The organism is Cellulomonas sp. P5_E12, assembly GCF_054049315.1.
The window spans coordinates 187,273-199,372 of record NZ_JBFUMP010000003.1 but is presented as its reverse complement, the minus strand read 5'-3'; the positions used below and the strand labels follow the sequence as shown (position 1 = coordinate 199,372).

The window sequence follows — 12,100 nt, the reverse complement described above, 5'->3', positions numbered from 1 at the left end:
ATGGTCCCATGCAGCCGTCTAGGGTGTGGCCCGTGAGCGAGCGACCGACGGTGGAGATGTGGACCGACGGCGCGTGCAAGGGCAACCCGGGCGTCGGCGGCTGGGGCGCGTGGATGCGCTACGGCGAGCACGAGCGCGAGCTGTTCGGCGGCGAGCCGCTCACCACCAACAACCGCATGGAGCTCACCGCGGTCATCGAGGGCCTGCGGGCGCTGACCAAGCCGTGCGCCGTGACCCTGCACGTCGACTCGCAGTACGTGATGAACGGCGTCACCAAGTGGATCGCCGGGTGGAAGCGCAACGGCTGGCGCACAGGCGACAAGAAGCCCGTGAAGAACCAGGAGCTCTGGGAGGCCCTCGACGCGGAGGTCGCCCGCCACACGGTCACCTGGGTCTGGGTCAAGGGGCACGCCGGGGACCCGGGCAACGAGCGGGCCGACCAGCTGGCCAACCGGGGCGTCGACAAGGTCCGCGCCGAAGCCTGAGGTCAGCTCCAGCGCCAGGACGCGATCATGGCCTCCACCGTGGGTCGCCACGTGTCGTCGTCCGGGCGGTGCATCCACTCGACCAGGTACAGGTGGTCGCCGTGCTCCACGGCCCACTGCGTGATCGTCAGGCCGTCGTTCATGACCAGGTCCTTGCGGACGGCCGCGCCGAGGGCGCTGTGCTCCACGACGGGGTCGTCGACGACGTGCGAGTCCTCGGCGTGCCGGCGCTGCCAGTCGGTGTAGTGCTCGAGCGAGTCGAACCCGCCGCTCCGGGGGACCGAGACCACGCCGACCGACGACGCCGACGGAGGCGCGGCCAGCGGCACGGTGAGCAGGTCCCCGCCCAGCTGCCCGTCGACGGGGGAGTCGAAGGCGAACGCCGACCCGTCCACGCGCGCGGGCAGCGAGATCCCGGTCGGTGGCGCGAGCGTCTCGACGGCGAGGGGCGGCAGGGGCTCGGGTCCGCGGTTCATCCAGACCGCGGCCACCGTCCCGGCGGTCCCGGCCAGCACGAGGCCGCCGACGAGGGGCCCGACGACCCGGTGGTTGACGCGCACCCGCTCATGGTGGCGGCGCCCAGCACGCCGGACGCGTCGCTCGAGCGGCTGTCACCCGATCAGCCGACCTCCGTGGGCCGCCCGATCTCCAGCCAGCGGACGTCTGCCTCCGTCCCCGCGAGCGCCGGTTCGAGGACGTCGCGCCCCTGCCGGAAGTGCGACCAGCCCTCGTAGTGCACCGGCACGACCAGCCGCGGCGTCAGCAGGTTCACCATCTCGACGCCCTCGCGCGCGCTGAACGTGAAGCGGACCGGCCCGGTCACCCCGAACTGGACCGCGCCGAGGTGCAGCACCGCGACGTCGACGGTCAGGCGGCGCGCAACCTCCCGCAGGCCCTCGAACATCACGGTGTCGCCGGAGATCCACACGGCGACCTCGTCGGCACCCGACCGCCGGACCGCGAACCCGGTCACGTCGCCCACGATCGAGCGGGTGAGCGGCGGTCCGTGGCGGCCGGGCGTCGCGGTCACGGTGAGGGACGGACGGTCGCCGTCCTCGAGGGTCGTGGTGCGCCACGGCTCGAGCCCGACGGCGTTGCCGCCCAGGCGCCGCGCGGCCGGGACCGTGGTGAGGACCGTGCCGACCGATGGCAGGAGCGCCCGGCCGGCGTCGTCGAGGTTGTCCGCGTGCTGGTCGTGGGTGAGCAGGACCGCGTCGATCCGGCCGAGGTCCGCCAGGCCGACCGACGGCCCCGCGACCTTGGTGCCGTGGGTGCCCCAGCCAAAGGCGTACCCGCGCCCGGGTGCCTCGAACGTGGGGTCGGTGAGCAGCCGCCAGCCGTCGATCTCGATGAGGAGGGTCGGCCCTCCGATGTGCGTCAGCCTGGTCATGGTGGCCAGCATGGCCTGGCCGGGCGCACTCCGGACAGGGTCGACCTACCATCGAACACGCAGGGAGCGCCGATCGGGAGGACCCATGGTGCAGAGCCTTCGCGCGATGCGAGACCGGGCCGGCACGAACCTGTTCCTGCGCGTCGCCGGGCCGGACGGGCTGGCCAGCCGCGAGCGCATCCACGGCACGCCCGGCCCGCGCTGGTTCCCGCCCGGCTCTGCCATCCGGACGGTGCACGGCGACGCGTCGATGTTCGTCGGCGGCATGCGGGCGCTGCTCCTGCAGTCGCTGCACCCGGCCGCGATGGGCGCGGTCGCGGCGCACTCCGGATACCGCGGCGACCCATGGGGCCGCCTCGCGCGGACCAGCACGTTCCTGGCCGTCACCACGTTCGGCACGATCGAGCACGCGACGGAGGCGATCGACCGCGTCCGGTGGGTGCACGAGCGCCTCCGCGGCGTGACGGCCGACGGGCTCGAGTACTTCGCCGGCGACCCCACGCTGCTGCGCTGGGTGCACGTCGCCGAGGTCGACAGCTTCCTGCGGGCGCACCGCGCGTACGGGCAGCGGCGTCTCGACGATGCCGGTGCCGACGAGTACGTCGCGCAGGCGTCGCGGGTCGCGATCGCGCTCGGGGCGGAGCGGGTGCCCGAGTCGGTGGCCGAGCTGGCCAAGGCGCTCGACGAGTTCCGTCCCGCGCTCGCGGCGTCGACGGCTGCGCGCGAGGCGGCCGACTTCCTGCTGCACGAGCCGCCCGTCCCTCGCGCGCTGCGGCCGGGCTACACGTTGCTCGCGCGGGCGGCGGTCGCCTCGATGCCACCGTGGTCGTTCGAGCTGCTTGGCCTCGACCGGCCGGGCCGCGTCGGGCTGGCGGCGGCCCGCGCCGGCGGGTCCGTGGCCACGCGCTCGATCCGCTGGATGCTCGGTCCCGACGACGCCAGCCGGGTGTCGGTCGTGCGATGACCCGCTTCCTGCTCCTGAGCTCGCGCGCCGAGGACGTCGCCGCGGTGGGGGAGCACGCGGCCTTCCTGAGGTTCGGCGGTCTGCGCGCCGACGAGCTCGAGCAGGTCCGGATGGAGGCGGCGCCGTTCCTGCCCGTCGACCTCGACCGGTACGACGGCGTCATCGTGGGCGGCAGCCCGTACGACGCGAGCAAGCCGGAGGACGAGAAGTCGCCGGTGCAGCGCCGGGTCGAGGCCGAGGTGTCGGCGCTGCTGGACGACATCGTCGACCGGGACCTGCCGTTCCTCGGTGCCTGCTACGGCGTCGGCACGCTCGGGGTACACCAGGGCGCGGTCATCGACGGCACGTTCGCCGAGCCGATCGGCGCGGTGACGGTGACGCTCACCGAGGCGGGCCGCGCGGACCCGCTGCTCGCGGCGCTCCCGGAGGCGTTCGAGGCCTTCGTCGGCCACAAGGAGGCGTGCCGCGTGCTCCCGCCCGCGGCGGTGCTCCTCGCCTCGTCGGCCACGTGTCCGGTCCAGATGTTCCGCGTGCGCGAGAACCTCTACGCCACGCAGTTCCACCCCGAGCTGGACCTTGCCGGGATCGTCACGCGCATCGGGGTGTACCGCGACTACGGGTACTACCGGCCGGGGGAGTACGACGAGGTCGTCGCCCGGGTCCGCGCCGCCGACGTGTGGGCGCCACCGCTGATCCTTGAGGCCTTCGTGCGGCGGTACGCGCGCCGCTGAGCAGGTGAGCCGCCTGCACAGCGTGCTGACAGGAGTCTCGGAGAAACCTCTGAGATCGCGTCGCCAGACTCGGTGACATGGCCACGACCACCTGGGAAGCACCGACGATCGCACCGATCGCCGCGCCGGCGTCCGTGCGCGCACGCGGCGGGGTCCTCCCGGTGCTCTGGCTCGGCGTCGTCGCGGTGCTGGTGTTCTGGTGGACCGGGACGGACGCAGCGGCCGGGGCGACGCCCGGCGGAGCGCTCATGGCGCTGGGGGAGCTGGCGGGTCTGCTCGCCTCCTACCTCGTCTGCGCCCAGCTGCTCCTGGTCGGCCGCGTCCCGTGGTTCGAGCGAGCGGTCGGCTTCGACCGGCTGGTCGCCTGGCACCGCTCGCTCGGCACGTCGGTGGTGCTGCTGGTGATGACGCACGTGGCCCTCATGATCGTCGGCGGCGCGCTGCTCGACGGCGTGACCGTGTGGTCCGAGGTCCCGGGCGTGCTCGCCCGTCAGCCGTACCTGTGGCCGGCGCTGATCGGGACGGTGCTGTTCCTGGCCGTCGGGCTGTCGAGCGCCCGGCTCGCCCGCCAGAAGCTCTCCTACGAGGTCTGGTTCGCGGTGCACCTCACGATCTACGTCGGGGTGTTCCTCGCCTTCGCCCACCAGGTGGCCGGCGGCACCCACTTCGTCGGCTCGCCCGTCGCGCAGGGCCTCTGGATCCTGCTGTACGCGGGGACCGCGGCGGCGTTGCTGACCTGGCGGGTGGCGCTGCCGCTCCTGGCGCAGCGTCGGCTGGCGCTGCGGGTGTCGGCCGTGGTGCCCGAGGGGCGCGGGCTGGCCAGCCTGTGGCTGGAGGGACGCGGGCTCTCGTCGCTCGGCGCTCGCGGCGGCCAGTTCTTCCTCCTCCGGTTTCTCACCCCGGGACACCGCGGGACCGCCCACCCGTACTCGCTCTCGATGGTGCCCACCGGGGATCACCTGCGGTTCACGATCGGCGCGCTGGGTGACCACTCGTCGGCCGTCGCGGAGCTCCGGCCGGGCACCCGCGTGCAGGTCGAGGGGCCGTTCGGGCGCTTCACGGCGGACCGCGCCACCACCCGCAAGGCTCTCCTGGTCGCCGGCGGCGCCGGCGTCGGACCGGTGCGGGCGCTCGCGGAGGACCTGCTCGTCCGTGGCCACCAGCTCGTCGTCGTCCATCGGGCGCATGACGCCGCCGGGCTGGCACTGGCCGCCGAGTTCACGCCGTCGCCGGGACTGCACTACGTGCCGGTGCCCGGCCGTCGCGCGCAGCTGGGCTACGACCCGCTCGACGCGCCGTACCTGCGCTCGCTCGTGCCCGACATCGCCTCGCGGGACGTGTTCGTCTGCGGCCCGCCGGCCATGACCGACGCGGTCGTGCGCTCGGCGCGGGCGCTGGGCGTGCCGCGCACAGCCATCCACCGAGAGGAGATCGAGTCATGACGACGCGTTGGCGGGGAACTCTGATCTACACCGGGGCCGTGGCGGCGATGGGGGCGGCGGGGTTCGCCAAGTTCGCGGTGCTGGCGCCGGCGGACACCCCGGCGGGCGCCGACACGTCGACGTCGACCTCGTCGTCCGCGGACGCCGGCTCGCCTTCCGGCTCATCCTCGGCGGACTCCTCGGGGTCCAGCGCCAGCAGCACCGACTCCCGCGCCTCGACGACGAACAACGACACCGTCACGGTCGTCGGCACGTCGGTGCAGACCCGGTACGGCCCCGTGCAGGTGTCGGTGACGTTCACCGCGGGCCAGATCACCGACGTGCAGACGCTGCAGGCGCCGGGCGGTCACCGCGAGAGCGTCCAGATCAACGCGCGGGCCACGCCGATCCTCGCCCAGGAGGTGATCGCCGCCCAGTCGGCGCAGATCGACACGGTCTCGGGCGCGACCTACACGTCAGAGGCCTACGCGCGGTCCGTGCAGGCCGCCATCGACCAGCAGGGCTGACGCATGCGACACCTGGAGCTGGTGATGGGCGTGCCGATGTCGGTGGACGTGCGGCACGGCGGAGAAGACCGAGACGACGCCGACGTTCGGCGGGTGGTCCGCGCCGCGTTCGACGCGATGCACGACGCCGACCGACGGTTCAGCCGGTTCCGCCCGGACAGCGAGGTGAGCCGGCACGACCGCGGGGAGCACGACGAACCGAGCGACGACCTGCGCGAGGTGCTCGCCATCGCCGCCCGCTACGGCGCGGCGTCCGGCGGCGCGTTCAGCGTGCGGCGCCCCGACGGCTCGCTCGACACCGACGGCGTGGTCAAGGGCTGGGCGGCGCAGCGCGCGGCGGACACCCTGGTCGCGGCCGGGCTGACCACGTTCTGCCTCAACGCCGGGGGCGACGTCGTCGTGCGCGGGGAGCCGGAGCCCGGGAGGGGCTGGAACGTCGGCGTGCGCGACCCCGCCGATCCACAGGCGTTCCTCACGGTGCTCGAGGTACGGGACGGCGCCGTCGCGACGTCCGGCACGTACGAGCGGGGCGAGCACGTCTGGGACGGCCGCACGGGCGAGGCGGCTACCGGGCTGCTGGCGGCGACCGTGGTCGCGGCGGACCTCACCACGGCCGACGTGCTGGCGACCTGCGTCCTCGCCCTCGGCACCGACGGCGTGGCCTGGGCGTACGAGCACGGGGCCGCCGCGGTCGTCGCCGTGCGTGCCGACGGCGAGATCCTCACGGGGCTGCAGGCAGCTCCAGCGTGATGACCGCGCCCGGCCGTCCGTCGTCGCGCGACGCGGCCGACACCGTGCCGCCGTGCTGCGCCGCGACCTCGGCGACGAGCGCGAGCCCGATGCCGTAGTGCCGACGGTCGCCCTCGGTGTCCCGGTGCGAGGCGAAACGCTCGAACAGCCGGTCGCTGTCGGGCAGCCCGGGACCGTCGTCCCGCACCCGCACGGCCACGCGCCCGTCGCGGTTGAGAACCACGACCTCGACAGAGGTGGTGGCGTGGTCGATGGCGTTGTCCACCAACGCCGTGACCGCGCGGCGCAGCGCGACCGGGGAGGCGAGCGCGAGCGCGGTCGGGTCGCCCTCGCGGGCGATCTGCACGCCCCGCTGCAGCGCGGTCGCCCGGGCGGCGTCGACCACCTCCTGGGCGAGGGCGACCGTCTCCACGAGCACGGAGTCGACCGACCGGGCATCGGCCGCCAGCAGCATGTCGTCCAGGACCGCGGTGAGCGCCGCCGCGTCGGCGAGCAGGCCGTCGACGTCGTGCTGGACCCGCTCCGGCGAGGCGCCGCCCCAGTCCGCGCTCATGTGCCGGTCCAGCAGCTGGGCCCGGGTCGCCAGCAGGGTGAGCGGGGTGCGGAGCTCGTGGCTGGCGTCGGCGACGAACCGCCGCTGCAGGCTGAGCGCGGCCACCATCGGCTGCACGGCCCGACGGGTCAGCCAGACGGCGCCCAGGCCCGCGAGGAGCACACCCACAGCGCCCGCGACCAGCAGCGCGACGACGAGCCGCGCCAGCTCCTCGCGGGACTCGTCGGGGTCCAGCGCCGCCTGCACGACGGTCGCGTCGTGGCTGCCCGTGAGCACGCGGACCCTGCCCGAGGGCGTCGACGCGGTGGTCCACACGTCCTCCCCGGACCGGGCGACCTGCCGCATCGCGTCGAGGTCGGGGAGGCTGTCCGGCAGGTCGTCCGAGGCCGAGAGGCCGCGCTGCGACGCCACGGCGACCCACATGCCGGGAGGGGCGTCGTGGGCATCGTCGATCGAGTGGACCGCACCCTCGAGCCGGGAGGTCGCCGACTCGGCCTGGGCTCGGACGACCACCAGGAGCACGGCGGCGCCGACGACGACCAGACACCCGAGGACCAGGAGCGCGGTCTGCACGCCGAGCCGACGGGCGGTCCGTCGCAACGCGTCGCGCTCGGATCCGGTGGTGGGTTCTGTGGTCACCCGGCCCCCAGCCGGTATCCGGCGCCCCGGACCGTGGAGATGCTCGCCCGGCCGAGCTTGCGGCGCAGGTAGTAGACGTAGGTGTCGACGACCCCCTCGTCCTCGGCCTCGGTGAACACCCTGTCCAGGATCTCCGCGCGGGTGAACACCTGCCGCGGGTGCCGGGCGAGCAGCTCGAGCAGCGAGCACTCGCGCTCCGAGAGGTCGACCAGCTCGCCGGACGCGCGCGTGACCTGTCGCGTGCCCAGGTCGAGCGTCCCCGCGGGGAGGGGGAGCGACGCGGCGTGCTCGTACCGTCGTCGCCGCAGCGCCCGGAGGCGGGCCGCCAGCTCGTCGACGTCGAACGGCTTGCTCATGTAGTCCTCGGCACCGGCGTCCAGCCCGGCGACCCGGTCCGCGGGGTTGCCCAGCGCCGACAGCACCAGGGCGGGCGTGATCACGCCCTTCGACCGGAGCCGGCCCAGCAGGTCGAGGCCTTCGATGGCCGGGAGCCCGCGGTCGAGCACGATGACGTCGTACGTGCGGGTCAGGCCGAGGTGCAGCCCGCGCTGGCCGTCCCGCGCGACGTCGACCTGGTACCCCTCGCCGACGAGGATCTGCTCGAGCATCGAGGCGAGCTGCCGGTCGTCCTCGACCAGGAGCAGCTGCGCGGGTTCGGGCATCGCATCCTCCCTGCTCAGCACGTCCTCGCATCGTACGGTGGCCTTGTCGGCGCCGACGGACGGGGCCGACGACACGAGGGGACGCCATGAACGCACGGCGACGCTGCATCGCGGGGATGGGCCTCGGCGCGATCATGCTGCTCGCGTCCTGTGCAGGCGGTGGGCGGGCGACTCCGTCGCAGACCTCGACGACGCCCTCGACGACGACCGCGACGGCGACTTCGCCGCCCACGACACCCTCGGTCGCTGCCGAGTCGGACGCGCCCGTCCCGTTCCCAGCGGACGTCGAGCCCGACGAGCAGCCGTCCTCCGACGGCGCCGCGATGACTCTCACCGACGTGTCCACGGGTCAGCACGAGGGCTACGACCGCGTGGTCTTCCGGTTCGAGGGGACCGGGACGCCCGGGTGGATGGTGCGCTACGTGGACACCGCGACCGACGACCCGGCCGACACGGTCCTCGACATCGCGGGGGACGGCACCCTGCAGGTGGTCCTGCTCGGGGTCCAGCTGCCCGACACCACGGGTGTCGCGGAGTGGAGCGGCACCAACCCGGTCCTCACGCCGGGGTACCCCGTGCTGCGGGAGGTGAACGTGCGAGGACAGTTCGAGGGGCAGGAGCTCGCGTTCGTCGGCGTCGACACCGCCGACCACCCGTTCCGCGTCTTCGCACTCACGGACCCCGCCCGCGTCGTCGTCGACGTGCGGCACGACTGACCCGTCAGACCGTCAGCGCCTCGCACACCTCGACCAGCCGCCCGCGCAGCACGTTCCCGCGCTCGGCGAAGCCCCGCTGCTGCGCGACGTACTCGGCCTTGCCGTCGGACGTCTCGATCGCCACGGGGTCCAGGCCGTACGTCGTCACGTCGTACGGCGACGCCCGCATGTCGAGCGTCCGGATGTCCCGGGCCAGCGCGAAGCAGTCGAGCAGCAGGTCCCCGGGGACGGCAGGCCCGAGCTTGGTGGCCCACTTGTAGACGTCCATCCCGGCGTGCAGACATCCCGGCTGCTCCATCGCGGTCATCGACTCGCGTGTCGGCCGCCGGGTGTTGCGCTCGACGGCCTCGGGCGTGAAGAACCGGTACGCGTCGAAGTGCGTGCAGCGGATCTTGTGGGTCTCGACCACCGCGTCGGTCCCGGCCGACCCGAGGCGCAGGGGGAGCGGGTGCCGGTGCTCGTCGACCTCGCGGTAGACCATCGCCCACTCGTGCAGGCCGAAGCAGCCGGTGAGGGCCGGGCGGCCGAGCGTCGCGGCGAGCAGACCGTGGATGAACCGGACGGCGTCGCCGCGGTCGGCGACGAACGCGTCGACATCGAGCGCGACCACGCCGTCCGTCTCCCGGTACCAGCGCCAGCCGTCGTGCGGTGCGGGTGCCTCCAGCGCGACGCCGACGCCGGGGTGCCAGCGGCGCAGCGCGGCCGGCGTCACCGGGTAGTACTCGAACAGGAAGTCCTCGATGGCGTGCTTCTGCTGACGCGACCGGCGCTCGCGGCGACCGGCGGTGAAGGCGTCTGCCCGGTCCGCGTGTGCCTCGGCGAGGGACTGCCACGTGGTGGCGTCGAGCGCGGAGGCGGCGGTCACGGGCATGCCCCCAGGGTAGGCGAGGCTGACACACTGCCTCCGTGACCATCCTCGCGGCCGTCTTCGCCATCCTCGCTGCCCTGCTGCACGTGCTCTTCTTCGCGTACGAGTCGGTGCTCTTCGAGCGCCCCGACGTGCACGCGCGGTTCCAGACGCGGACGGAGGACGTCCCCGCGGTGAAGCCGTGGGCCTACAACCAGGGCTTCTACAACCTGTTCCTCGCCGTCGGCGCCCTGGTGGGCGCGGTGCTGGCGCTCGCGGGCCAGGAGACCGTGGGCCTGGCGCTGATCCTGTTCGCCTGCGGCTCGATGGTGTCCGCCGCGCTCGTGCTCGTCGTCACCAACCGCAGCATGGCCCGTGCAGCGGCCACCCAGGGCGCGTTCCCGCTGCTGGCCGTGATCTTCGCCGTGGTCGCGCTGGTCAACGGCTGACCGGTTGGTCGGGCCCGGTCAGGGCCGGCTCCGGCAGCTGGTCCGGCGCGACGTCGGCCGCCCGCGTCGACACCCGGTGCAGCGCCCACTCGAGCGGCCCGCGCCCGAGCGTGGTGGCCCACAGCCAGCACAGCGCGATCGTCGTGAGCACGAACGCCAGCCAGACCGCGACCGTCGGGTGGTAGACGACCGTCCGCCCCAGGGCCGCGATGACGACGACGTGCACGGTGTAGGCCGTCAGGGCGAGCGACCCGACGGCGGCCAACGGCGAGAGGGCGCCGGGCCAGCAGTCGGCGAGGGCGAGCGACGCGCTGATGACCAGCAGCGCGACGCCCACGTTGCCGACGACCTCGAACGTGGTCGACGAGTGCGGCTCGCTGGTGGCCAGCCCGGTCGGCCAGTGCAGGACGTGGAGCGCGACCCAGGACCCGCCGTGACCGAGGAGCACCAGGCCGACCCCGACCAGGGCGGCGACGGCTCGCCGCGAGCGGTCGCGCAGGTCGCTGCGGCCCAGCGAAAGGCCGACGAGCAGGTACGCGAGCCAGACGATCGCGGGGTAGAAGTGCCCGGTCGCGAGCGTGACGAGCGTCGTGGCGGGCCGGCCCTCGAACTCGGCGGCGATGGTCCCGCCGAGCGGCGGCCCGAGGACGGCGACGATGCCGGCGGCCGTGAGCAGCGCGGCCCGCGACCAGCGCAGCGCGAGGCAGCCGAGCGCGAACAGCAGGCCGTACGTCGGCAGGATCACGGCGACGGGCGTCGCGAGCAGGACGAGCAGCTCCCCGATCGTGAACAGCAGCAGCGCTCGCACGAGGATCCGGACGCGCGCCTGCACCAGCCGCGTCCCGACCACCGGCGAGGCGCCTCCCGAGAGCAGCCCGAGCGACAGCCCGGCGAGCACGACGAACAGTGACGCGGGCCGGCCGTCAGCCAGCTCTGAGAAGCCGTACGGGTCGTCGGGACCCACGTGCGCGGTCATCATCCCGAGCACGGCGAGCCCCCGGGCGACGTCGATCCCCACGATGCGGCGCATGCCCGGATGCTAGCGAGCCACGGAAACTCGAAATCTCGCATGTCGAAACCGTTCGTCCCGATTCTTGAAATTCGACCCCGTCGGGTGATTACAGTTCGATGTGAACTCCCCGACGCACCCCGACGTGTACACCCACGGACACCACGAGTCCGTGCTGCGGTCGCACCGCTGGCGCACGGCCGAGAACTCCGCCGGGTACCTGCTGCCGGCGCTCGTCCCGGGGACCCGACTGCTCGACGTGGGCTGCGGCCCGGGCTCCGTCACCATCGACCTGGCTGCCCGCCTCGAGCCGGGCGAGGTCGTCGGAGTCGACACGTCGGCGGCCGTCGTCGAGATCGCGCAGAAGGCCGCCGCGGACGCCGGCGCGGACAACGTGACGTTCCAGGTGGCCGACGCCTACGAGCTGCCGTTCCCCGACGACGCGTTCGACGTGGTCCACGCGCACCAGGTGCTCCAGCACCTCACCGACCCCATCGCCGCCCTGCGCGAGATGCGCCGCGTCACACGCCCGGGCGGGATCGTCGCGGTGCGCGACGCCGACTACTCCGGCATGACCTGGTTCCCGCAGTCGAACGGCCTGGACGAGTGGCGCGAGCTCTACCACGAGGTCACCCTGGCCAACGAGGCCGACGCCAACGCGGGCCGCAAGCTGTTGTCGTGGGTCCGCGAGGCCGGCTTCGACCCGGCCGGGATCGTGCCCTCGGCCGGTGTCTGGTGCTACGCCACGCCCGAGGACCGCACCTGGTGGGCGGAGCTGTGGGCGGACCGGTCGGTCGCCTCGAACTTCGCCAAGCAGGCCATCGCCCACGGCCTCGCCGACGAGGTCGGCCTTGAGCTGCTGGCCGACGCCTGGCGCGAGTGGGGCACGCAGCCCGACGGCTGGTTCGCGGTGCTCCACGGCGAGGTGCTCGCTCGCGCCTGACCTAGGCTTCCGAC

Annotated in this window: 15 protein-coding genes; 9 read left to right on the top strand and 6 right to left on the bottom strand. The window is 73.8% G+C overall.

All coding sequences use genetic code 11. The annotated features are described in order from the left end of the window. The first annotated feature begins 8 nt into the window (after nucleotides 1-8). The gene (rnhA, locus tag ACXJKA_RS03775; protein WP_456823837.1) at nucleotides 9-485 is read left to right on the top strand and encodes a ribonuclease HI; all 477 of its coding nucleotides are present in this window, start codon (nucleotides 9-11) and stop codon (nucleotides 483-485) included. A 2-nt stretch (nucleotides 486-487) separates the two neighbouring features. Here rnhA and ACXJKA_RS03770 read toward each other — a convergent pair whose 3' ends face one another. Next, the gene (locus ACXJKA_RS03770; RefSeq protein WP_456823836.1) at nucleotides 488-1,045 is read right to left on the bottom strand and encodes a hypothetical protein; all 558 of its coding nucleotides are present in this window, start codon (nucleotides 1,043-1,045) and stop codon (nucleotides 488-490) included. A 59-nt stretch (nucleotides 1,046-1,104) separates the two neighbouring features. Continuing rightward, nucleotides 1,105-1,875 carry an MBL fold metallo-hydrolase gene (locus ACXJKA_RS03765; protein WP_456823835.1) on the bottom strand — a complete coding sequence of 257 codons (771 nt, stop codon included), beginning with the start codon at nucleotides 1,873-1,875 and terminating at the stop codon, nucleotides 1,105-1,107. Between the two features lie 85 nt (nucleotides 1,876-1,960). On the opposite strand from ACXJKA_RS03765, the gene ACXJKA_RS03760 reads away from it, so the two are divergent. From ACXJKA_RS03760 to ACXJKA_RS03740, 5 genes are all read left to right on the top strand, one after another. Continuing rightward, complete coding sequence (locus tag ACXJKA_RS03760) at nucleotides 1,961-2,839, top strand: oxygenase MpaB family protein (RefSeq protein ID WP_456823834.1); 879 nt, start codon at nucleotides 1,961-1,963, stop codon at nucleotides 2,837-2,839. Beyond that, complete coding sequence (locus ACXJKA_RS03755; RefSeq protein WP_456823833.1) at nucleotides 2,836-3,570, top strand: glutamine amidotransferase; 735 nt, start codon at nucleotides 2,836-2,838, stop codon at nucleotides 3,568-3,570. Before ACXJKA_RS03760 ends, ACXJKA_RS03755 begins: the two co-directional genes overlap by 4 nt. Before the next feature lie 77 nt (nucleotides 3,571-3,647). Next, nucleotides 3,648-5,012, top strand: coding sequence for a ferredoxin reductase family protein (locus tag ACXJKA_RS03750; RefSeq protein WP_456823832.1), 1,365 nt, complete (start codon nucleotides 3,648-3,650; stop codon nucleotides 5,010-5,012). Beyond that, nucleotides 5,009-5,518, top strand: coding sequence for an FMN-binding protein (locus ACXJKA_RS03745; protein ID WP_456823831.1), 510 nt, complete (start codon nucleotides 5,009-5,011; stop codon nucleotides 5,516-5,518). Before ACXJKA_RS03750 ends, ACXJKA_RS03745 begins: the two co-directional genes overlap by 4 nt. Before the next feature lie 3 nt (nucleotides 5,519-5,521). Then, nucleotides 5,522-6,268 carry an FAD:protein FMN transferase gene (locus ACXJKA_RS03740; RefSeq protein WP_456823830.1) on the top strand — a complete coding sequence of 249 codons (747 nt, stop codon included), beginning with the start codon at nucleotides 5,522-5,524 and terminating at the stop codon, nucleotides 6,266-6,268. On the opposite strand, the gene ACXJKA_RS03735 is transcribed toward ACXJKA_RS03740, so the two are convergent. Next, a complete protein-coding gene (locus ACXJKA_RS03735) occupies nucleotides 6,240-7,460 on the bottom strand; it encodes a sensor histidine kinase (RefSeq protein WP_456823829.1) in 1,221 nt (406 codons plus the stop codon). The genes ACXJKA_RS03740 and ACXJKA_RS03735 overlap by 29 nt on opposite strands. Next, entirely contained in the window at nucleotides 7,457-8,122 is a 666-nt protein-coding gene (locus tag ACXJKA_RS03730; RefSeq protein WP_456823828.1) for a response regulator transcription factor, read from the bottom strand. The genes ACXJKA_RS03735 and ACXJKA_RS03730 overlap by 4 nt, the downstream gene beginning before the upstream one ends. An 86-nt stretch (nucleotides 8,123-8,208) precedes the next feature. On the opposite strand from ACXJKA_RS03730, the gene ACXJKA_RS03725 reads away from it, so the two are divergent. Further along, nucleotides 8,209-8,838, top strand: coding sequence for an AMIN-like domain-containing (lipo)protein (locus ACXJKA_RS03725; RefSeq protein ID WP_456823827.1), 630 nt, complete (start codon nucleotides 8,209-8,211; stop codon nucleotides 8,836-8,838). Nucleotides 8,839-8,842: 4 nt separating this feature from the next. Here ACXJKA_RS03725 and ACXJKA_RS03720 read toward each other — a convergent pair whose 3' ends face one another. After that, nucleotides 8,843-9,709, bottom strand: a complete 867-nt coding sequence (locus tag ACXJKA_RS03720; RefSeq protein WP_456823826.1) for a 3-methyladenine DNA glycosylase — start codon at nucleotides 9,707-9,709, stop codon at nucleotides 8,843-8,845. Between the two features lie 35 nt (nucleotides 9,710-9,744). On the opposite strand from ACXJKA_RS03720, the gene ACXJKA_RS03715 reads away from it, so the two are divergent. After that, nucleotides 9,745-10,134 (top strand): DUF1304 domain-containing protein, encoded by a 390-nt coding sequence (locus ACXJKA_RS03715; RefSeq protein WP_456823825.1) that lies wholly within the window; start codon nucleotides 9,745-9,747, stop codon nucleotides 10,132-10,134. On the opposite strand, the gene ACXJKA_RS03710 is transcribed toward ACXJKA_RS03715, so the two are convergent. Then, nucleotides 10,124-11,164 carry a DUF418 domain-containing protein gene (locus tag ACXJKA_RS03710; protein WP_456823824.1) on the bottom strand — a complete coding sequence of 347 codons (1,041 nt, stop codon included), beginning with the start codon at nucleotides 11,162-11,164 and terminating at the stop codon, nucleotides 10,124-10,126. The genes ACXJKA_RS03715 and ACXJKA_RS03710 overlap by 11 nt on opposite strands. Nucleotides 11,165-11,264: 100 nt before the next feature. On the opposite strand from ACXJKA_RS03710, the gene ACXJKA_RS03705 reads away from it, so the two are divergent. Beyond that, nucleotides 11,265-12,086 carry a methyltransferase domain-containing protein gene (locus ACXJKA_RS03705; protein ID WP_456823823.1) on the top strand — a complete coding sequence of 274 codons (822 nt, stop codon included), beginning with the start codon at nucleotides 11,265-11,267 and terminating at the stop codon, nucleotides 12,084-12,086. Nucleotides 12,087-12,100 lie beyond the last annotated feature (14 nt).